The sequence below is a fragment of the Methylonatrum kenyense genome (assembly GCF_023195885.1).
Lineage (GTDB): Bacteria > Pseudomonadota > Gammaproteobacteria > Nitrococcales > Aquisalimonadaceae > Methylonatrum > Methylonatrum kenyense.
The window spans coordinates 48,617-67,927 of record NZ_JALPKO010000011.1 but is presented as its reverse complement, the minus strand read 5'-3'; the positions used below and the strand labels follow the sequence as shown (position 1 = coordinate 67,927).

Genomic DNA, 19,311 nt, shown 5'->3' with positions numbered 1-19,311 from the left:
TCCCTACTGGGCGCGCTCGCGGGTATTGGAGTACCTCAGCCAGGTGGCGCCCGACTTACCCGGTGATGCCCGTCCGGCGCTGGGACCGGACGCCACCGGGGTGGGCTGGGTGTACCAGTACGCCCTGGTCGACCGCACCGGTGAACATGATCTTGCCCGATTGCGCTCCATTCAGGACTGGTTCCTGAAATTCGAGCTTCAGTCGGTGTCCGGTGTCTCCGAGGTGGCCACGCTTGGCGGCATGGTCAACCAGTACCAGGTGGTGCTGGACCCCAACCGTGCGCGTGCCTACGGCCTGACCCTGAGCCAGATCCGAGAGGCGATTCAGGACGGTAACCGCGAGGCGGGCGGTTCGGTGGTGGAGATGGCCGAGGCCGAGTACATGGTGCGCTCACGTGGCTATCTCACCGGCCTGCGCGACCTGGGTCACATCCCGGTGGGGGCCAGCGAGGACGGAACCCCGCTGCTGCTGGAGGACGTCGCGGAAATCCGCAAGGGCCCGGAGGCCCGACGCGGGCTCGCCGAACTGGACGGTGAGGGCGAGACAGTCGGCGCCCTGGTGGTCATGCGCCACGGCGAGAACGCCCTGGCCACCATCGAGCGGGTGAAGGAGAGGCTGGACGATCTCAGGGGCAGCTTGCCGGAGGGCGTGGAAATCGTGGAGACCTACGACCGCTCCACGCTGATCGAGGCATCGGTCCGGAACCTCTCTGTCAAGCTGGTGCAGGAGTTCCTGATCATCGCGGCGGTGTCCCTGGTCTTCCTGTTGCATCTGCGTTCGGCGCTTGTGGCCATTGTCAGCCTGCCCATCGGCATCCTGGCTGCGCTGCTGATCATGCAGCAGCAGGGGATCAACGCAAACATCATGTCCCTGGGCGGTATCGCCGTCACCATCGGGGCAATGGTGGATGCGGCCATCGTCATGGTGGAGAACCTGCATAAAAGGCTGGAGCGCGCATCGCCCAACGCTGATCGTTGGGAAACCGTCTCCCTGGCTGCCAGGGAAACGGGGAGGCCCCTGTTCTTCGCATTGTTGATCATCACCGTGAGCTTCCTGCCACTGTTCGCACTGGAGGGGCAGGAGGGGCGGATGTTCAAGCCCCTGGCCTTTACCGGCACCTACGCCATGGCCGCGGCCGCCGGCTTGGGGATCACGCTGGTGCCGGTGCTGATGGGTTACCTGGTGCGCGGGCGGATCCGCCCGGAGACCCGTCACCCCATCAGCCGGCTGCTGATCGCCGGCTATCGGCCGGTGCTGCATGGCCTGCTGCGCTACCCCTGGGTGACGGTGGGGGCAGCCGTGTTGCTGGCCGCCACCATGATCTATCCGGCCTCCAAGCTGGGCACCGAGTTCATGCCCGAGTTGGACGAGGGTGACCTGATGTACATGCCCTCGCTGGAGCCGGGCGTCTCCATTGACAAGGTGCGGGAGTTCCTGCAGCAGACCGATCGCCTGATCGCCTCGGTACCCGAGGTGGAACGCGTCTTCGGCAAGGCCGGACGGGCCGACACCGCCACGGACCCCGCACCACTTGGCATGTTGGAGACGGTCATCCGCTTCAAGCCGCAGGATGAATGGCGCGACGGGATGACCAAGCAGGACATCATCCGCGAATTGGACGAGGCGGTGCAGTTTCCGGGCGTGGCCAACGTCTGGGTGCCGCCCATCAAGACCCGCATCGACATGCTCGCGACCGGCATACGGTCCCCGGTCGGGGTGAAAATTGCCGGGCCCGACCTGGCCGAAATTGAACGGATCGGCCAGCAGGTGGAGCAGGTGCTGGAAACCGTACCGGGCACGGCCTCGGCCTATGCCGACCGAACCGCCACGGGCCGTTACGTGGAAGTAGACATTCACCGCGAGCGGGCGGCGCGCCATGGGGTGAGCGTGATGGAACTGCAGTCGGTCATCCAGGCGGCTGTGGGGGGTATGAATGTCACCAATACGGTGGAGGGGCTGGAGCGCTATCCGGTGAACCTGCGTTATCCGCAGGACTGGCGCGACTCCCTGGAGCGGCTACGGGAATTGCCGGTGGTGACTCCCAACGGAGCCCACTTGGCGCTGGAGTCACTGGCCTCTGTGGAGATCGTCGACGGACCGGCGATGATCCGCACCGAGAACGCCCGGCTCAACGGTTGGGTGGTGGTGGATATCCGCGACCGTGACCTGGGCTCCTACGTCAACGAGGCACGGCGGGCCGTGGCCGATCAGGTGAGTCTGCCGCCGGGGTACTCCATCCACTGGTCGGGGCAGTACGAGCACATGGAGCGCGCCAAGGAGCGGCTTGCCTACGTGGTCCCGGTCACCGTGGTGCTGATTTTCATGCTGCTCTACCTCTGCTTCCGCAGTAGCCCCGAGGCCCTGATGCTCATGGGGGCGTTGCCGTTCGCCGCCGTGGGAGGGGTCTGGCTGCTCTACGGCCTGGGGTACGAGGTTTCGGTCGCCGTGGCGGCGGGCTTCATTCTGCTCATCGGGCTGGCCACCGAATTCGCGGTGGTCATGCTGATGTACGTGCGGAACGCGGTGGATCAACGTCAGCCCCGGGACCGGCAGGAGCTCAAGGAAGCGATTGTCGAGGGCGCCGTCATGCGTGTCCGGCCCAAGGCGATGACCTCGTTGACCGTGGTATTGGGCTTGTCGCCATTGTTGATGGACAGCGGCCCCGGTTCCGAGGCAATGCAGCGTATCGCTGCGCCAATGATCGGCGGGATGATCACGGCGCCGTTGGTCTCCCTGCTGCTGATCCCGGTGCTCTACTGGCTCTGGCATCGTTACCGCCTTCCAGCGACTGATCAGGGGAAGGTCGGTGCCTGAGTGCCACGCCAACGTTGTCCGTGTCTGTGTGTGACCTCGAGGAGTGATTGAAATGCGTCAGAAAATCCAGGCTGTCTTCCTTTCGTTGATGCTAGCGCTTGTCGCTGTTCCGGTGCCGGCCCACGAGGCGCACCACGGCGGTAGCGCCGTGACCGCTGGGGGCGAGGGTGTGCTGAAGGGGGTCGATGCCGAGGCACGCGCCGTGACTTTGAGCCATGAGCCCATTCCGGAGCTGCGGTGGCCGGCCATGACTATGGACCTGCCGCTGCGGGACGCAGACCTGGTCAGTGGTTTCGAAACGGGCGATGGCGTGCGTTTCACCCTGGAACAGGTCGGGGAGACTGACTACGAGATCATCGATCTGCAGTTACTTGACTGAATGAGTGACGTCAGCGGAGCTCGCGTCATATCGCGCGTTTCAGTTCCGTCTGCAGCTCTGCGACGGCACGTGTCCGGTTGTTGTCCTGGTCGCCGTCGGCCTGTTGCCAGGCGGGATGTTCCCGTGCCTTGATCAGGGCGCGTGGCAAGCCCTTCTGGAACAGGCCAGACGGCGGCTGACCGTTTGCCGCCGCAAGCGGCGCCTGATCCGCGTGGCCGCGCTGTTGCAGCCGGACGATCAGTTGCAGGTTGCGACTGCCGATCAGGCGCAGCACCGCTTCGTTCAGCACCACTGTCTCGACACCCCGCAAGTGCCGGTCCAGCGCAGTACGCAGTCGCTGCCGGCCAGCGACCCCGGCGCCGAGCAGGCCGCCGGTCAGCGTACCCAGTCCGAGCGAGGTGCCACCGGCCGCGATGTCGACGGTGCCACCCGCCACCAGGCCGGACATCACCGGGCCCACGGACTTGATACCGTAGTAACGCAGCGTGCTGGCCGAAAGTGGGTCACTCTGCCAACGGCCATCGGTCACGTCTTCGTGCAGTGCGCCGCCAAGAATCTCCGGGTTGTAGCTGAAGGCGGCGAGAATGCGGGTGATGGTCTGTTGCTCGCCCTCGCGTGCATCGCTCGCGAGGGCATCGCGCGCGGCCTGCATGGCCGTCGCATCGTCCGCCCTGGCCTGCCGTCTGGCTGCGGCAAGGCCGATCAGGCCGGAAGCGAGCGCCTCGCATGCGGCATCCAGCCGCCAGTCCGTCTCCCGGGAGCGCAGCCGGACAAGTTCGTCCAGTGCCTGTTCGGCCGCCGGGAACACGGCAGCCAGGCTGCGATACAGCCTGCGTTCCGACTCCCAGCTGTAAACCACTGCGTCGAAGGCCACCGTGACCGCGTGACCCTGGGAGCGCAGCGCGTCGCGCCATTCCTGTTCACGACTATCCGCCGCTGCCGTGAAATTGAGCAGGGGAAGCAGAGGGCGCCCGGTGCGCGACAGGATGAACAGTTCATCCAGGTACTTCTCCAGCACCGGTTCGCGGGCATCGATGACGAACAGGCAGGCATCGCAGTCCAGGGCCTGCCGCAGCACGCGCAGTTCCTGCTCCGCGGTGTGCTGCAGCGCCGGCTCATCGAGCAGGGCGCGCAGACGCTGGCTGTGGCTATGCCGCCGGTCCGGACCGGCGTCCAGTTGCTCCAGCAGGGGCTCCGTCTGCTCCAGCCCGGGGGAATCGAAAAAGACGATGCGAAGTTGATCGGTCTCGATCAACGGCAGCGGCTGGATCTGGCGGGTGGTGGAGGGCGAGGCGGAGACCTCGCCGAAGTCCGATAGCCGTCCCAGCGTGCGCAGCAACGATGTCTTGCCGACATTGGTGTGACCGGCCAGCAGGATATGCAATTCGGTGAAGCTTGTCCGGGGGCGCCGCGGATCGTTCATGGGGCTTCGCCTCGTTCACCGGTTCCGGCGCCGCGCAGCATCGCCTGCATCTGGTCCCGGTCCAGCCGCCGCAGGCTTGCCTCGTCGGCGACCAGGTGAGCCAGCGCACCAGCGCGGGACGCGTGTTGCCACCAGTCCGCCGCGCGCCGGGATACGTCGCCGCCACGTTCCACAAAACTATGGTGTTCACCCAGCAGGAGCAGCGCCGGCACGCCGCCGGCCTGGATGAGCCGGTGCAGGCGATCAGCGCTGCCACGGTCGGGGCTGCGCAACAACGACACCAGGATCACCAGAAAGACCGGGCGCGGGCTCAGCCCCCGCAACGCGCTCTCCGCCTGGCGCAGGTCCTGCCGCGTTCGGATATGGGCAAGGGCAAGGCAGTCGGCACCACAGAATGCCGGCGGCCAGTCGCCTGCCTGATCCAGTTCCAGGCCGACCAGTGCGTAATGCGGGCCATTGCCAAAGACCCGCGGCGCCTCACCGCCCGTGTTCGATGCCGGGTCGGGCGGTGAGGCGCCGTGGCGGTCCAGTTCGCCGGCGGCCCCGCGGAGATCCAGCAGTTGCCGCTGGTAATGGGGCAGGGCGATATCCAGCGCCAGGCGGTTGACCGCGCGGCGCAGGCCCAGCAGTGTGCCGATGGCCAATACCAGCCGCGGCAGCAGGCCGTATACCAGGATCGCGCCAAACAGGAACCAGCCCCAGGTGCTGCGCGCGGCCGCGCTGACGCTGCCGATGCCTTGCCGCGTCTGGTCCAGCACCGCCGCGTCCGGTACCGGAAAGCCCAGCAGTCCGGGCAGCCAGCCGATGGCCAGTAGCAGGTTCAGGATCGGTTCGGCGTCGAAAAGGGTGCTGCCCCAGACAAAGTCGTACTGGGAGAATGTCAGGATCAGGAAACAGGCGAGCAGGGCGCTTGACGCGTAGGCACCCCATAGCAGGTGGGCATACAGAGTCAGCAGCCGAAGGCCGGCTCCATGCTGGGCGGCGACGGCCCGGGAGCCCTGGGCGACCGCCTGCCGGTCCTCCGGGCTGCCGCCATGCAGCCGCAACAGACCCGCCAGGGTCGGCGTGAGTAGCAGGCCGGCCAGGCCGCCGATTGCCTGGCCGCGCACCTGGCGGCGCCAGACTCGCAGAATGAGCAGCAACCCCAGTGCGAACAGCGGTGGCCCGAGCAGCAGCAACAACAGCAGCAGGGCTTCGACCTGCCGCGTGCCGCCGGTACCCAGGGCCGAGCCGGCGGCGCCAAGTCCGAGCAGGCCGCCGAGCATGACAGTTCCAAGGGCAAACAAGCGCAGACCCTGCAGCAATCGATCAATCAGGGGTCTGAGGGCATCGGCAGAGGGGTGCGCGCGGGCCAGACGGAAAAGTCGATCCTCGACCGTTGTGCTCTGGTTCGCGATCTCTCGCAGGCTTTCCGGCTCGCCGGGAACGGTTTTGCTCCGGGGGTGATGGCGCAGCGATTCGGCGAGCAGCAGTTGGCGCAGTCGTGTCATGCAGCGGTGATAACGGAAGCAGTTCACGACTGCAAGGATGGATGCTTGCGTCCCACTTATCGTCACCATAAGGTGATTGGGTTATATCGCATGTGCCCCTTGATCGATTGGCCGTTCCGCTGCTCCGGTTGTTCAACCGCGGTGGCCCGTGCTCGGCCCTCGTTCGACGGTGCGGCGAACTTTCCTTTCAAGAGGTCGGAAGACACGCATGTCGACGCTGCAAGCCGGAGCCATGTTCCGCAAACTACTTGTGGTTGGCGGTGCTGACCGCTGCCGTGCCCTGATAACTGCAGCCCTCCTGACCGATAAACTGCCGGATGATGGTGCGTTCACTGTCAATGCCGCTGGCATCGGTACACAGGATCAGTCGCCGGCTGACCCGCAGGCGGTAGCACTGATGCGGGAACGGGGGCTGTCATTGAACGGCGAGGAGCAGCCAACCCTGACGCTGGAGCTTGGCCAGGCGCATGATCTGATCTTTGTCATGGAGAAGGGCCAGAAGCTCTGGATCGAACGGCGCATCCCGCAGTTGCGGGGCCGCATCTACACGCTTGGGCACTGGTCGGATCTGGTGGTCAACAACCCCGCCGGCAAGGACCCCCAAACCTACCTGGAGGTGGTGGAGCGGATCGAGCAGGCGGTTGACGACTGGGTGAAACGCCTTGTTTGAGTGCCAGGGGCGCCGTGACTGATCACGTTCGGACGGTGGTTTTCCCGGTGGCCGGGCATGGCACCGACTTCCTGCCCGCCACCAAGGCCAGCCCGAAGGTCATGCTGCCGGTGCTGGACAAGCCGCTGATCCAGTACGCGGTGGAAGAGGCGGTGGCCTCCGGCGCCGAAAATCTGATCTTTGTCACCGGCCGCACGAGTCGGGCCGTTGCCGATCATTTCGACCGCGCGAAGGAACTGGAACAGCGCCTGCAGCAGGCGGAGAAGCAGGACCTCCTCAACGCAACCCGGGGAACCACGCCTGCCCATGTTCGCTGCCTGTTCGTGCGCCAGCCCCGCCCGCTGGGCCTTGGTCATGCAGTGCTCTGCGCCCGTGCCGCGATCGGCGGCGAACCATTCGCCGTGGTGCTGGCCGACGAGCTGATTGCCGCCTCCAATGGCAGGCCGGCATTATCGCAACTGATGGATGCCTTCAGCTGGAATCACGCCTCGGTGATCGGCGTGCAGCGCGTCCCGGACGACAGGACAAGCCTTTACGGGATCGTCGGTGTCCGGGCGGGCGACGGTCGGCTGCACAATGTGGACGCGATCGTCGAGAAGCCGGATCCGTCGCGGGCGCCGTCACGGCTTGGCGTGATCGGGCGATACGTCTTCACGCCGGCGATTCTGGATGCACTCGAGGGTATGCCGCCGGACGCCGACGGCCAGATTCAGCTCACCGACGCCATCGCAAGGCTGCTCACCTCCGAAGGCGTGTACGCCTACGAGTACGTGGGCGAACGCTTCGATTGCGGCACGCGGCTCGGCTATCTGCAGGCGACCCTCGCCTACGCCCTGCGGCGTCCGGACCTGCGGCGCGAGACCCGTGCCTATTTGCGGCAACTGCTGGCCTCGGGACGGCTGGATTCCCCTTCAGACGGCGCCTGAGCGGGCTTCCGGCACCGCATCACCTGCCGGGCGATGCAGCGCCAGGCCCGCGAGCAGCGCCATCAGCCAGATCACCATGGCCCGACTGAACGGGTGCCCCACCTGCAACTCGAACAGCACGGCAAAGGCGGTCAGGGCAGCGCACAGGGAGAGGATGGTGCGGCTGGGCGCTGGCGGGTCACCGCCGATGCCGGGATGGGTTCGCGCAAACGGGGCGGGCAGCAAGGGGCGGATCAGCAACGCACAGATGGCGAGAAACAGCAGAAAGCCGACCAGTCCCAGCCCCAGCAGGAATTCCAGGTACAGATTATGGTACTGCGGTTGCCGCCAGCCCACGTCCAGTTGGGCCTGTGAATCGGTGACCACCTTGGCACCGATGCCCCAGCCCAGAATCGGGCGCTGGCTGAATGCGCGCATGGCTTCGGTCCACATGTTCAGGCGTACGCCCAGCGAGGGATTGCTGCGGTAGACCCCCTCACGGTCCAGCATGACCAGGGCGGCAACGGTATCCGGCCCGGCGCTCAAGCGGCGTTCCAGCCGTTCGCCGCCATCCAGTTGCACCAGTGCGGCAACACCAACGGCCAGAACACACAGGGCGGCAATGCCCGAGCGCAAACCCTGCCGTTGCCGAAGTGATACCAGCAGATGCCAGCCCATGTAGATCAGCGCGAGCACCGCCGCCGCAATCCAGGTTGCCCGCGTCTGCGTGCCGTACAGCACGATGGCGAAGGCCAGCGCAGCCAGAAACCAGGGCAGGGCGCGAAGGATGCGGCTGTTATGGCGGTGTTGCCGATCAGCAAGCTGGCGCAGGAACTGCACCACGCAGCCGAGAAAGCCCATCGCGGAGAGAAGCCCCACCTGTTCCGGCATGTAACCCCAGTCCCGCCGCACGCCCAGACCGCGCTCCCAGAGGTTCTGCCACTCGATTCCGAGTGCCAGGCCGATGGCAATGCCAGCCGCCGTGACCGCCAGCAGATAGGGATAGAGGCGCAGATGGCGGGCCAGCCAGTAGCCGGCAATGATCGAGAGCAGACCGCTGATTGCCAGCAGGTCGGTCCAGTCGGGGAAGGTGTTCTGCGCCAGCACCGGGAACTCACGCACGGCCAGCGGCGTGTGTATCAGGATGTAGACGGTCAGTGCGATCGCCAGCCAGAAAAGCGGCTGCCGTCGTAGGTGCGGCCAGGCCCGGCGGACATCAAGCAGCGTCGCCAGGGTCAGCACCGCCATCGCGCCGAGAAAACCATACCAATGGGCGCCCGCTAGCAATGCCGCGGCGAAGAGGCCACAGAGGCTAAGTGTGTCGGGCAGCGGACCGCGCAGGCGCGGGGCGATGTGGTGCATGGGGACGGTCAACCGGCGTCGGGAATCTAAATCATCAAGGTTACCGAAAATCGCCGGCCTGCACCCGCTTCTTCAAAGGAAAATCATCAGCAGAATGATGCCCAGCACGACGCGATAAGCCACGAAAGGCTGCATGCCGATGCGCTTGATGAAGGTCAGGAAGTAATGGATGCAAAGGTAGGCGCTGATGCCCGACAGGATGATGCCAAGCCCCATCGCACCCCATGCCACGCCGCTGCTGTCACGAACCAGATCGATCACCTGCAGGCCGCTGGCCAGGACGATGACCGGGATCGACAGCAGAAAGGAAAAGCGCGCGGCGGCGTCGCGACTCATGCCCACGAAGAGGGCTGCGGTCATGGTGATGCCCGAACGTGATGTGCCGGGGATCAGCGCGATGGCCTGGGCGAAGCCGATAATGGCGATATCCTTCCAGGTCATCTCGTATTCGGAACGCTCGCCCCGGAACTTCCAGTCCGCCAGCCCCAGCAGCAGGCCGAAGCCGATCAGCGAGCAGGCGATGACAATGGCGCCCACTTCCGGCGTGCGCAGCGTGACCTCCACCAGGTCCTTCAGCAGCAAGCCGAAGATGCCAACCGGCACCGTACCCCAGAGCACCGCCCAACCGAGACGCGAATTCGGCGTCTGCCGCCGTGTCGCCACCGACTGGCACCAATCGTAGGTGATGACATGAAGTTCCTTCCGGAAGTACATCAGCACCGCCAGCAGGCTGCCCACATGCACCGCCAGATCGAATGCCAGGCCCTGGTCTTCCCAGCCGGTCAGAAGCGGAACCAGGATCAGATGGCCGGCGCTGGAAATGGGCAGGAATTCGGTCAGCCCCTGCACGATGGCGAGGACGAAGATTTCGAGAAAGCTCATGCGGTGCGGCGCTCGCGCGGTTTGGAGAAACGTGCAGCGCCAGAATCGGCGCCAGTCCGTCAGCGAAACGCGGATGCTAGCACGCAGGTTTTGCAGGGACGATGTGTATCCCCGCGCCTGTCATGGTGTGATTGTTCGCCGTCCAGCCCCTCGGTATACTCCGCATCCTTACAGATTTGCCGGCGTAGCTCAGTTGGTAGAGCAACTGATTCGTAATCAGTAGGTCGGGGGTTCGACTCCTCTCGCCGGCACCAGAAAATTAACGGCCTGCCCGAAATCCGGGCGGGCCGTTTTGTTTGTGTAGACAGCGCGAACCTCTCTGTGGGGGCAGATACGAGCCGCGCGCAGGACGGTGGCCGCCTGTGAGATCGTCGACTAGCCTTTCCGGTGTGCTTGTTCTCAGGGAGGAGACAAGATGCACACCCGACTTCGTGGCTCGGGACTGAGCCTGATCGAACTTGTTGTAGCACTGGCCGTGCTTGGCATCCTCGCCTCGATGGCGGTCCCCCGCATGACCCAGTTCGTCGATCGCCAACGCATGATCGGCGCCACCAACAGCCTGCTCAATTCCATGCACTACGCCCGTAGTGAAGCTCTGAAGCGTGGCCACCGAGTCACTGTTTGCCCTTCAAGTGACGGGCTTTCCTGCCGGGATGATGGCGACTGGTCCGCTGGCTGGCTGCTTTTCGCCGACCCAACGGCCGTGGGCGAGCCAAGCGATGAGGATGCCTTGATTGCTTTCCAGGATATGGACGTGCGGGGAATAACGATCACCGCCAACACGCCGGTAAGGCGCTACGTGTCGTACGTCGAGCGCGGGACAACGCAGCGGCTTAACGGCGCACTGCAGATGGGGAGTATCCAGGTCTGCGCATCGGCGGAGGGCAGGCGAGTTATTGTGAGTGCGGTTGGGCGCCCGCGGAGTGAGGTGTTGCATTGCCTTTAGAATGACGGAAAGAACGTGCTCCCTCGCCTTTTACCAACATTCGTCTCGAGGCCCTCGGTTGGACGTTCCTCCGGTGACCTCCAGCGTGATGCTTTCACATGCGTCGTTGCCCTGGCGCCCCTGTGGCGTTGCCGTAATGGTGTAACTAGATCCAGATTCGCCTGACACGCCCAACGTGTAATGTTCGTCGGAAGAGGTTAAAAGCTCCTCGGGTAACTCGCCTTCCGCCGCATACGTTGCATTATTTGCACGCCATCGCTCCTGTGCCAACTGGATGCGCAGGATTGCGTCGTGTGCGTCCGCCCGCTGAGAGCGCAGTACATACCTCTCATAAGATGGGTAGGCGATTGCCGCGAGGATGGCGACCACAGCGACGACTATCATCAACTCGATGAGGGTAAAGCCAATGAAGCTATCTCGCCACCGAGTCATAAATTAGCCCCCAAATCCAATATTCGAACTCTCGTCTCGTATTTGATCACAGGCACCCGGTCTCAAACCAGCTTTCCGATGGGCGGTTGAATCCGCGGTCTGAGTGGTCAATCACCCCCGTGAAACCAATATCTTGGGGCATGGAGACTCCGTATACTGACAAGGAGACCCAAAACCTTGTTACCCACTGCGCCTCCGCCAAGGGATTGACAACACATCATGACGCGAGACGGTTTTACGCTTATTGAACTGTTGGTCACGATAGCGGTGCTTGCGATTCTCGTAACCGTGGCAATTCCCGCATTCAATCAGATCGAGCAGAGGCGCACGATCGGCGCAGCCGAAGATATGCTTAATCACGTGCAGCTCGCCCGAACCGAGGCGATAAAGCAGGGACGTAACATTTTCCTGGTGAGCGAAGGTAACGGCGGTGAATGGTGCCATGGGATCAGTTCCCAGGGGCCTTGCAGCTGCAGCGAAACCGGAAGTTGTTCCCTCGTTCTTGCGGGTAATGAGGAGCCTTCGGAAATCCGGACGTCAAACGAAGCGTTTAGAAACATCGCAATGGAAAGCGATGGTGTCAATGATGGCGTAATAGAATTCGATTCTGTTCGCGGCACATTGCTGGGCGGTCAGGCTCGATCGATTACGTTTACCTCGTCTCCAAACAATTTTCAGATGCGACTTGAGGTTAATCCGATAGGGCGCCCAAGACTTTGCGGTGTGGACAGACCCTTAGGAGCATACCGCCAATGCTAAGGAGAATAAATCAGTTGGCGTTTAAACCTAAATCTGGCGGTTTCACCCTGGTCGAGCTAATGGTCGGTCTCGTCGTGGGTTTAGTCGCTGTCGGGGCGATCATTGCACTATACATAACGGTAATCCGCGGCGCAGCATTCGTTACCGCCGAAGCCCGCCTGACGCAGGAAACCCGTATTGCGATGGATCTCATGGCTGCCGATATTCGTCGGTCTGGTTATTCGCATCCGTCTCATATTGAAGGGCGAAATGGTCGGCCACCACTGAACCCGTTCATGACAACTCAAGCATCCTGGCCAGGCCAATCGAGTGTTCCTGATGGCATTCGGAATATTCAGGTTTTGAACGATGGAAGATGTGTCATGCTCAGTTATGACCCCACCTTTTCCTATAATCCCGGTCAAGACGCGACATGGCCGGGTGATGCAGGGACACAATTTGTCTTTGGCTACCGGCAGAGCGGCGACCAATTGGAAATGCTAAGTGACCCTGCTGGAGACGTGAATTCAACTGATAACTGCGGAGACAGCCCGCCGGGATCCGCGCAATGGGTTCGCTTAACAGACCACGATACAACTCGTATCCGAGAGTTGCGCTTCGATATGGACTCCTCCGTCTGTCTGACGTTTTCCTCATCCGGCGAAGAAAGCGCATGTGACGAGGGAACGGCTGGCGAAGAGGATATATCAATTGAGTCACGCCGTGTGCGTATTATTATGCGAGCGGATCACGCGACGAATCCGGAATCAACAATATCTTTCGAGGAAATTGTTGGCGTGAAGAATAACCGGATTTTTGAACCGTAGGTTGGGGCAATGTTACCCATGAATGAGACCAATCAGTTTTTTGGTAGGGGCCAACGTGGTGTCGTTACGGTTTTCACGGCGATTGTTTTTCTTGTCGCCGTGACCCTTGTTGTGCTTTTCACGGCTCAGACAGGGATTCTGGAACAGAGGATGTCTGCTAACGAACTCCGCATGAAACAGACTGCCTTCGCGGCACAAGGTGGTGTCGAGCGGGCAATGGCCCACATGCAAATTAGTAACACTCCTGATGACCTTCGGCCAGATGCCGATGAGAACGGACGCGCTACGTATCGAACAGTTTTTCTAACACTCGATGTGGCGGGGGAAACCTTTTCCGGACTAGACGATTTGTGTCCAGCCCTCCCGACGGCGACATTCCCGACGTCAGCGGTGGAAGGGTTTAGGGCTTCAGATTTGAGAGAGGCAGTAATCCTTAGTTGCGGCTGGAGTGACGACCGATCGTCTAGAAAGGCAATCATGGTAAGTATGCGCGCGGGTCCGACCGTCGCAAGTGAGCCGGACGTGCCTTTTATCGCCCGCGGAATGGTCGATTTTAGGGGTAACGCCAATATATATAACGCATATCGTGATCAGACGATTCGAACGGGCTCGGAACCGATAATAAGCGGTAATGCAGCGGGCCTGTACACTCGGTTTCCGGGGTCCGAACCGCCAGCATTAAGTGACCCGGTTCCACCTCCAGGTGATGATTTTTATGATCGGAGGTCAATGCGTGACAGAGATCACCGTGCGAGAGAAGGGAGTCGGGAGCTTTTTGAAGACAAGGCGTTACAGATCGGTGAAGACGAGTTTTTTGAAGGGTTTCTGGGCATGGGGAAGAGTGACTACCGAGAAACGATGGTTTCACATAGCTTGAATGGCGGGAATATTAGTATTGACGAGAGCATGTGGGGCCAGGTGACCTGGGTCGATGGCTCTGCCAGGCTAGACGGTTCCGTCGGTTCTAGGGAAAACCCCGCTGTCGTGATTGTCGACGGAAACCTTACAGTTCGAGGAAATTTCGAAGAGTTTCATGGGATTTTGTATGTGACGGGAGATCTGACAGCGCGCGGTAATCCGGTTTTTTACGGCTCTGTGATTGTGGAAGGTGACGGAATTTTTGAAGAAACGGAAACGGATATATTTGGTACGCCCAGTTTTATTTTTGATCCGTTAGCAGTCCAGCGAGCTGGAGGTTCCGGTATTCGATCAGCCGACTCAGGTTCGTGGAGAGATTGGATTTCGACTGACTGACGCGTTTACTAGCTAGGAAGAAATAATGATTACAGCCAAGTTGCGGAACCACAAAGCTTGTCGGGGAATAAGTCTAATCGATGCACTTATCGGCGTGGCAATCATCTCGATTGGACTTCTGGCTGTGTTCCGGATGCACGGTGAAATTACGGCTGCAACTGGAGAGTCGAAGGCCAGGGCAGAGGCTATCCAACTGGCGGACTCTACGGTGGAGCGGGTAAGGAACTCATTGAGTGGTGCCGAAATTCTTGAAGTGATGAGTGATCACCCGCGAACAGGCGTAGAGGGAGTCAACGCTACATTTGATGTCGATTTAAACGTTGAAGAAGATGCCGAGAACGAACGGCAGCTAAACGTGGACGTTTCTATTGCATGGCAAGATGTTCGTGGTGATCTTCAGGAATTGAACATCGCGACTCATGTTCTGAGCGAGACGGCAATTAACGCGGTGAACCTTGCGCGAGGTCGGCTTCCTTCACCGAACCCGATTCCCAAATCTTCCGGTATGGCGCGAACACCGGGGTTCGGTGAAACACCGATGGCGAGCCCGGAGAGTGTCGAAGGTTTTCCGGATGGGACGCAGGTTTTGAGAGAGGGGGATCGTACGGAGGTGGTTGGTCCGGACGGCGGTCTCTTACTGATTATGGAAATGCCGGAAAATCCGGGTTTCAGCACGATTAGTGGAGTTGTTCTTCAATCAGGAGCGTCTGAGGATCTAAGGGAATATTTCATCGGCCCTGGTGAGGGCGCATCCTGCGTTACGACAAATATATTCGAGGAAGAGGACACGGTCTGGTCCCAGGCTGGACCTAATGAGCAGGTAGACGCGATTTTTTACCGATGTTTTGTCGGTGTGGGTTGGTACGGAAATATTGAGTTACGACCGCGGGCAGGGGGTGTTCTTGATGATTTGTCCGTCTGTGTTGGAGATCCAGACGAAACGGATATCGAGAGCTGGGATTCTCGGGAGCCCTTCCTGAGTGCCGTGAGACGTTATCGTGGCTTCGATTCCGGTTCGGAAAAAGCTATCGGGATCGGTAGACATCCGGAGCGAGGGGTCGAGCGCGTCGATTTCGGGCGCCCGATTGAGGAGATGGATTTGACCGATCTTGGGTTTGGCGAAGATTTCTCCTCTGACGACGACTTGGGGCATGATTTTCTGATAACGGACAGTGACGATTGCGGAGATGCCTTAACGTCTGCTAGTGACGAGGTATTCGGAAATCCGGACATTTTTTTCATGAACAGTGGCTTTAACTATTGTATACCGGGCGGTAATTGCGACAGTCTTTAATAACCACGCGCGAGCGATTAGAAATGGTGCCATCTCTGGATTATTGAGAGTACTTAACTTTTCCGTGTCGCATCGATAAATCAACCGCCCGCAGATGCTTGGTAATGGCACCGACGGAGATGTAGCTTACCCCCGTCTCCGCCACGGTGCGGATTGTTTCCAGGCTGACACTGCCTGAGGCTTCCAGGGGATGATCAGGCCCGGCAGATTGCCGGGCCTTTTTCATGTCTGTCAGGCTGTAGTCATCCAGCATGACGCTGTCGGCGCCCGCTGCCAGGGCCTCGCGAAGTTCGGCCAGGTCCTCCGTCTCGACTTCGACGTGTACCCCCGGGTGGTGTTTCCGTGCGGCCTCGACGGCTGAGGTGATCGAGCCGGCGGCGGCGATGTGGTTTTCCTTGATCAGGATGGCGTCGAACAGGCCGATTCGGTGGTTGCGACAGCCACCGCAGGCGGCAGCGTATTTCTGTGCGAGGCGCAGTCCCGGGATGGTCTTGCGGGTGTCCAGGATCTGAACGCCGGTGCCGGCCACGGCATCCACGTACTGCCGTGCGGCGGTTGCGGTACCCGATAGGGTCTGCAGGAAGTTGAGTGCGGTGCGTTCACCGGTAAGGATGGCCCGGGCCGGACCATTGAGGGTACAGAGCAACTGGTCCGCACTGATTCGGTCGCCATCGCCCGCCTGCCACGTAATTTCCACTGCCGGATCGAGCACACGGAACACGGTGTCGAACCAGGCGGTGCCGCACAGCACGGCAGCTTCGCGGGTGATGACACTGGCGGCCATTTGGCGATCCGCCGGAATCAGCTCGGCGGTGAGGTCGCCGGGGCCGATGTCCTCCTGCAGTGCGCGGCGGACCTCGCCCTCGATCTGCGCGAGTGGGGGCAGGGCGGGTTCAGTCCTCGCGCCGGGTTTCGACATCACCGTTGGATTCCAGCCCGCTGTAGATGTGGTGCCCTTTGGTGTCGAGCTTCTCGCGAAGTTCGTCCTTCAGTGTTTTTTCCCAGAACGGCACACCGGTGAAGTAGCCGGCGCGGGCAATGGCGTGCGCGGCGACAGGGGCGGTCAGGACAACGAACACCAGGATGGCGATGGTGCGTACCAGGTAGGCGGGGTCGGCAAAGTAAAGGCCGACCGCAATTGCCACCAGGCCGCCGCCGAGGGCACCCGCCTTGGTCGTTGCGTGCATGCGCAGCATCATGTCGGGCATGCGGTAGGCGCCGAGCCCACCGATGAAGATGAAGCCGGCACCGATGAGGATGAGGATGGCGACCACGGTATTCATTTCGGGTTGCCTCCCCGTTCCAGGAAACGGGCGAAGCCGATTGCGGCCATGAAGCCTGTCAGCGCCAGCACCAGGGCCACGTCGATGAAGGCCGGCACATCCACGGCGACGGCGTAGACCAGGATAAAGGCCGTCGTGATCAGCGCGATCAATTCCAGCGCGATCACGCGGTCGGGCAGGCTCGGCCCCTGGACGAGCCGGATGAAGGACAGCACCAGGGCCGCGATCAGCAATAGAAACGCGATGGAAATCACCCAGCTAGCCATTGCTTTCTCCCGTTTCGTCCAGCAGTTCCATGACGCGTCGTTGCAGGTCTTTCAGCTCCGCCCGCAGTTGTTCCTCGTCGTCGATGTACATGCCGTGGATAAACAACACCTTCTTGTCGCTGGACACGTCCAGACTCAAGGTCCCCGGGGTCATGGTGATCAGGTTGGCGAGGATCGTGATCGCCGCGTCGCTCTGGCATTCAAGCTTCAGGCCGATGACGCCGGGCTTCATCGTGTGCGTTGGGGTCAGCACTTCCACGGCGACGCGGATGTTCGACTTGATCAGCTCCCATATATAGAACAGTGCGAAGCCGATGGTCTGCGGCACCTTCCGCACATAGGTCGGCCGCCGGCCCGAGGCGCGGCTGATCACCAGCAGCGTGAAATAGCCGAAGATGAAGCCGACAATAAGCCCGCGGGCGTCGAAATTGCCGGTCAGGGCAATCCAGGCAAAAGCCAGCAGGATGTTCCATATCAAAAGGGTCATGGCGTCACCCCCAGCACGGCTTCCACATAGGCCGTCGAATCCAGCAACTGATCAGCGGCCACCCGCGCAATTTCAATCACCGGTTGTGCGCCGATGCCGATGGCCGCCGGCAGCAGTGCCAGCACGATAACCGGCAGCATCATCAGTGTCAGATTCTTCTTGTCGATGGCCCGCTCGAAGGCCGCAGCGCGCTCCGCATGCTCCTCGGGCTGCGCTTTCCAGAAGGCCTCGGCCCAGATCTTTACCATCGAATACAGGGTCATCAGGCCCACTGCCAGCGCCGCTGCGACGATGCCCCAGCTCTCAACTTCGATGCCGGCGCGGATGATCACGTACTTGCCGAGGAAGCCGGACAGCGGCGGGATGCCGGCCAGCGCCAGGGCAGAGAGCAGGAACAGTACGCCGAGCATCGGCCGGGTTTTCCACAAGCCGCCGATCTGCTTCAGGTCGTAGCTGCCGCGCAGCATGTAGATCACGCCACCGATGAGGAACAGATTGGTCTTGGCGATGATGTTGTGAACGATATAGATGATGCCGCCGGCTAGCGCCAATGGCGTGAACAGGGCCAGGCCGACAATCATGTAGCCAATCTGGCTGATGATGTGGAAGGCAAGGATGCGCCGGATTTCGTAGTAGGCGGCGGCACCAAGCACGCCGGTCACCATCGTGAAACCACCGATCCATAGCAGCAGTTCGTGGGTGTAGCCGACGTCGTTGTCGAACATCAGGCTGAAGAACCGGAACAGGGCGTAGACGCCGACCTTGGTCAGCAGCGCCGCGAACAGCGCGGTGACGGCGATCGGCGGCGTGTGATACGACGCCGGCAGCCAGAAGAACAGCGGGAAGGCGGCCGCCTTGATGGCGAACGACACCAGAAACAGCATGCCGACCACGGTGACCAGGCCCTGTTCCTCGACCTGCGGCAACTTCACTGCCAGGTCGGCCATGTTCAGTGTGCCGGTCAGGCCGTAGGTCAGGCCGACGCCGACCAGCAGCATCATCGACGAGAACAGGTTCAGCGTCACGTACTTGACCGCGCCCTCCATCTGGCCGCGCTCACCGCCAAGGATCAGCAACGCGAACGAGGCCACCAGCAGCACCTCGATCCAGACGTAGAGGTTGAAGATGTCGCCGGTGAGGAAGGCACCGCAGACGCCGGCCAGCAGCAGGTGCATCAGCGGGTAGTAGCCGAAGGCCTCGTGATCCCGGCTCATCGACGGCAGCGAATAGACGGCCAGGGCGAAGCCCATCATGCCGGCCATCAGCGTCATCGTGGCGCTCAGCAGGTCGGCAACCAGCACGATACCGAACGGCGCCGGCCAGCTGCCGAACTCCATGACCTGGATGCCATCGGTCCAGGTCTTGGCCAGCAAGGCGACGGTGGCCAGGAACAGGGCGCCCGTGCCGATCACACCGACCCAGCGCTGCACCGCATGGGACTTGTAGAAGACCAATGACAGCGAGCCGGCGATGAGCGGGATCAGGACCGGTAGGGCAACTGCAGTACTCACGAATCCGTGCTCCGCATCTGGTCCATGTCATCTTCGCCGACCACCTCATAGGCGCGGTGGATCAGCACGACGGCAAAGGCCAGAACGCCGAAGCCGATCACGATCGCGGTCAGGATCAGCGCCTGCGGCAATGGGTCGGCCCAAGCTCCGCCAGGCGGCACGGTCATGCCTTCCGGGATCAGCGGCGGTGCGCCACGGGTCAGACCCGAGACCGTGAAGATCAGCAGGTTGGCGGCATTGCTGAGCAGGATCAGGCCGATCACCAGCTTCACAATGGAGCGTCGCAGCATCATGTAGACGGAGGCGGCAAACAACGCGCCTACGACCACGGCCATGACAGATCCCAT

20 protein-coding genes and 1 tRNA gene are annotated in these 19,311 nt (G+C 61.7%); 10 read left to right on the top strand and 11 right to left on the bottom strand.

Going from position 1 to position 19,311, the window contains the following annotated elements; translation table 11 throughout:
- Together M0534_RS12395 and M0534_RS12390 are read left to right on the top strand one after the other, a co-directional pair.
- Positions 1-2,815, top strand: a 2,815-nt coding sequence (locus tag M0534_RS12395; RefSeq protein WP_248568754.1) for an efflux RND transporter permease subunit, incomplete at its 5' end; no start/stop codon positions are given.
- Between the two features lie 52 nt (positions 2,816-2,867).
- Complete coding sequence (locus M0534_RS12390) at positions 2,868-3,194, top strand: copper-binding protein (RefSeq protein ID WP_248568753.1); 327 nt, start codon at positions 2,868-2,870, stop codon at positions 3,192-3,194.
- A 25-nt stretch (positions 3,195-3,219) separates the two neighbouring features.
- On the opposite strand, the gene M0534_RS12385 is transcribed toward M0534_RS12390, so the two are convergent.
- A complete protein-coding gene (locus tag M0534_RS12385; protein WP_248568752.1) occupies positions 3,220-4,617 on the bottom strand; it encodes a GTPase/DUF3482 domain-containing protein in 1,398 nt (465 codons plus the stop codon).
- Positions 4,614-6,107 (bottom strand): DUF2868 domain-containing protein, encoded by a 1,494-nt coding sequence (locus M0534_RS12380; protein ID WP_248568751.1) that lies wholly within the window; start codon positions 6,105-6,107, stop codon positions 4,614-4,616. The genes M0534_RS12385 and M0534_RS12380 overlap by 4 nt, the downstream gene beginning before the upstream one ends.
- Positions 6,108-6,315: 208 nt before the next feature.
- On the opposite strand from M0534_RS12380, the gene M0534_RS12375 reads away from it, so the two are divergent.
- Together M0534_RS12375 and M0534_RS12370 are read left to right on the top strand one after the other, a co-directional pair.
- Positions 6,316-6,777 (top strand): arsenate reductase/protein-tyrosine-phosphatase family protein, encoded by a 462-nt coding sequence (locus M0534_RS12375; RefSeq protein ID WP_248568750.1) that lies wholly within the window; start codon positions 6,316-6,318, stop codon positions 6,775-6,777.
- A 14-nt stretch (positions 6,778-6,791) separates the two neighbouring features.
- Positions 6,792-7,703, top strand: coding sequence for a UTP--glucose-1-phosphate uridylyltransferase (locus M0534_RS12370; RefSeq protein ID WP_248568749.1), 912 nt, complete (start codon positions 6,792-6,794; stop codon positions 7,701-7,703).
- Here M0534_RS12370 and M0534_RS12365 read toward each other — a convergent pair.
- Both M0534_RS12365 and M0534_RS12360 read right to left on the bottom strand, forming a co-directional pair.
- Positions 7,689-9,044, bottom strand: a complete 1,356-nt coding sequence (locus tag M0534_RS12365) for an O-antigen ligase family protein (RefSeq protein WP_248568748.1) — start codon at positions 9,042-9,044, stop codon at positions 7,689-7,691. The two genes, M0534_RS12370 and M0534_RS12365, sit on opposite strands and share 15 nt — an antisense overlap.
- Positions 9,045-9,116: 72 nt before the next feature.
- Positions 9,117-9,926, bottom strand: a complete 810-nt coding sequence (locus M0534_RS12360) for an undecaprenyl-diphosphate phosphatase (RefSeq protein WP_248568747.1) — start codon at positions 9,924-9,926, stop codon at positions 9,117-9,119.
- 178 nt (positions 9,927-10,104) lie between these two features.
- Here M0534_RS12360 and M0534_RS12355 point away from each other — a divergent pair.
- Together M0534_RS12355 and M0534_RS12350 are read left to right on the top strand one after the other, a co-directional pair.
- Positions 10,105-10,180, top strand: a tRNA-Thr gene (locus M0534_RS12355).
- Positions 10,181-10,341: 161 nt separating this feature from the next.
- On the top strand, positions 10,342-10,872 hold the full coding sequence (locus M0534_RS12350; protein ID WP_248568746.1) for a GspH/FimT family pseudopilin: 531 nt from the start codon (positions 10,342-10,344) through the stop codon (positions 10,870-10,872).
- Between the two features lie 30 nt (positions 10,873-10,902).
- On the opposite strand, the gene M0534_RS12345 is transcribed toward M0534_RS12350, so the two are convergent.
- Positions 10,903-11,304, bottom strand: a complete 402-nt coding sequence (locus M0534_RS12345; protein ID WP_248568745.1) for a type IV pilin protein — start codon at positions 11,302-11,304, stop codon at positions 10,903-10,905.
- 219 nt (positions 11,305-11,523) lie between these two features.
- Here M0534_RS12345 and M0534_RS12340 point away from each other — a divergent pair, with 219 nt between their 5' ends.
- Genes M0534_RS12340 through M0534_RS12325 form a run of 4 tightly spaced genes read left to right on the top strand, consistent with a single transcriptional unit; the run spans position 11,524 to position 15,417 of the window.
- On the top strand, positions 11,524-12,063 hold the full coding sequence (locus tag M0534_RS12340) for a GspH/FimT family pseudopilin (protein WP_248568744.1): 540 nt from the start codon (positions 11,524-11,526) through the stop codon (positions 12,061-12,063).
- Positions 12,057-12,869: a PilW family protein gene (locus M0534_RS12335; RefSeq protein WP_248568743.1), complete on the top strand. Its 813-nt coding sequence runs from the start codon at positions 12,057-12,059 to the stop codon at positions 12,867-12,869. Before M0534_RS12340 ends, M0534_RS12335 begins: the two co-directional genes overlap by 7 nt.
- Before the next feature lie 18 nt (positions 12,870-12,887).
- Positions 12,888-14,123: a pilus assembly PilX family protein gene (locus M0534_RS12330; RefSeq protein WP_248568742.1), complete on the top strand. Its 1,236-nt coding sequence runs from the start codon at positions 12,888-12,890 to the stop codon at positions 14,121-14,123.
- A 25-nt stretch (positions 14,124-14,148) separates the two neighbouring features.
- A complete protein-coding gene (locus M0534_RS12325; protein ID WP_248568741.1) occupies positions 14,149-15,417 on the top strand; it encodes a type IV pilus modification PilV family protein in 1,269 nt (422 codons plus the stop codon).
- Between the two features lie 40 nt (positions 15,418-15,457).
- Here M0534_RS12325 and nadC read toward each other — a convergent pair whose 3' ends face one another.
- Genes nadC through M0534_RS12295 form a run of 6 tightly spaced genes read right to left on the bottom strand, consistent with a single transcriptional unit; the run spans position 15,458 to position 19,311 of the window.
- The gene (nadC, locus tag M0534_RS12320; protein ID WP_248568740.1) at positions 15,458-16,336 is read right to left on the bottom strand and encodes a carboxylating nicotinate-nucleotide diphosphorylase; all 879 of its coding nucleotides are present in this window, start codon (positions 16,334-16,336) and stop codon (positions 15,458-15,460) included.
- The gene (gene mnhG, locus M0534_RS12315) at positions 16,311-16,700 is read right to left on the bottom strand and encodes a monovalent cation/H(+) antiporter subunit G (RefSeq protein ID WP_248568739.1); all 390 of its coding nucleotides are present in this window, start codon (positions 16,698-16,700) and stop codon (positions 16,311-16,313) included. The genes nadC and mnhG overlap by 26 nt, the downstream gene beginning before the upstream one ends.
- Positions 16,697-16,966, bottom strand: coding sequence for an MrpF/PhaF family protein (locus M0534_RS12310; protein ID WP_248568738.1), 270 nt, complete (start codon positions 16,964-16,966; stop codon positions 16,697-16,699). The genes mnhG and M0534_RS12310 overlap by 4 nt, the downstream gene beginning before the upstream one ends.
- The gene (locus tag M0534_RS12305) at positions 16,959-17,453 is read right to left on the bottom strand and encodes a Na+/H+ antiporter subunit E (protein WP_248568737.1); all 495 of its coding nucleotides are present in this window, start codon (positions 17,451-17,453) and stop codon (positions 16,959-16,961) included. The genes M0534_RS12310 and M0534_RS12305 overlap by 8 nt, the downstream gene beginning before the upstream one ends.
- Positions 17,450-18,964 (bottom strand): Na+/H+ antiporter subunit D, encoded by a 1,515-nt coding sequence (locus M0534_RS12300; RefSeq protein ID WP_248568736.1) that lies wholly within the window; start codon positions 18,962-18,964, stop codon positions 17,450-17,452. The genes M0534_RS12305 and M0534_RS12300 overlap by 4 nt, the downstream gene beginning before the upstream one ends.
- A complete protein-coding gene (locus M0534_RS12295) occupies positions 18,961-19,311 on the bottom strand; it encodes a Na+/H+ antiporter subunit C (protein WP_248568735.1) in 351 nt (116 codons plus the stop codon). The genes M0534_RS12300 and M0534_RS12295 overlap by 4 nt, the downstream gene beginning before the upstream one ends.

Bases quoted from the DNA above. Each gene is read 5' to 3' on its own strand.
- M0534_RS12360 (WP_248568747.1), bottom strand. From the start codon at position 9,926: ATGAGCTTTCTCGAAATCTTCGTCCTCGCCATCGTGCAGGGGCTGACC.
- M0534_RS12330 (WP_248568742.1), top strand. From the start codon at position 12,888: ATGAATGAGACCAATCAGTTTTTTGGTAGGGGCCAACGTGGTGTCGTT.
- M0534_RS12340 (WP_248568744.1), top strand. From the start codon at position 11,524: ATGACGCGAGACGGTTTTACGCTTATTGAACTGTTGGTCACGATAGCG.
- M0534_RS12310 (WP_248568738.1), bottom strand. From the start codon at position 16,966: ATGGCTAGCTGGGTGATTTCCATCGCGTTTCTATTGCTGATCGCGGCC.
- M0534_RS12350 (WP_248568746.1), top strand. From the start codon at position 10,342: ATGCACACCCGACTTCGTGGCTCGGGACTGAGCCTGATCGAACTTGTT.
- M0534_RS12305 (WP_248568737.1), bottom strand. From the start codon at position 17,453: ATGACCCTTTTGATATGGAACATCCTGCTGGCTTTTGCCTGGATTGCC.
- M0534_RS12385 (WP_248568752.1), bottom strand. From the start codon at position 4,617: ATGAACGATCCGCGGCGCCCCCGGACAAGCTTCACCGAATTGCATATC.
- M0534_RS12375 (WP_248568750.1), top strand. From the start codon at position 6,316: ATGTCGACGCTGCAAGCCGGAGCCATGTTCCGCAAACTACTTGTGGTT.
- M0534_RS12325 (WP_248568741.1), top strand. From the start codon at position 14,149: ATGATTACAGCCAAGTTGCGGAACCACAAAGCTTGTCGGGGAATAAGT.
- mnhG (WP_248568739.1), bottom strand. From the start codon at position 16,700: ATGAATACCGTGGTCGCCATCCTCATCCTCATCGGTGCCGGCTTCATC.
- M0534_RS12335 (WP_248568743.1), top strand. From the start codon at position 12,057: ATGCTAAGGAGAATAAATCAGTTGGCGTTTAAACCTAAATCTGGCGGT.
- M0534_RS12295 (WP_248568735.1), bottom strand. From the start codon at position 19,311: ATGGGATCTGTCATGGCCGTGGTCGTAGGCGCGTTGTTTGCCGCCTCC.
- nadC (WP_248568740.1), bottom strand. From the start codon at position 16,336: ATGTCGAAACCCGGCGCGAGGACTGAACCCGCCCTGCCCCCACTCGCG.
- M0534_RS12380 (WP_248568751.1), bottom strand. From the start codon at position 6,107: ATGACACGACTGCGCCAACTGCTGCTCGCCGAATCGCTGCGCCATCAC.
- M0534_RS12365 (WP_248568748.1), bottom strand. From the start codon at position 9,044: ATGCACCACATCGCCCCGCGCCTGCGCGGTCCGCTGCCCGACACACTT.
- M0534_RS12390 (WP_248568753.1), top strand. From the start codon at position 2,868: ATGCGTCAGAAAATCCAGGCTGTCTTCCTTTCGTTGATGCTAGCGCTT.
- M0534_RS12345 (WP_248568745.1), bottom strand. From the start codon at position 11,304: ATGACTCGGTGGCGAGATAGCTTCATTGGCTTTACCCTCATCGAGTTG.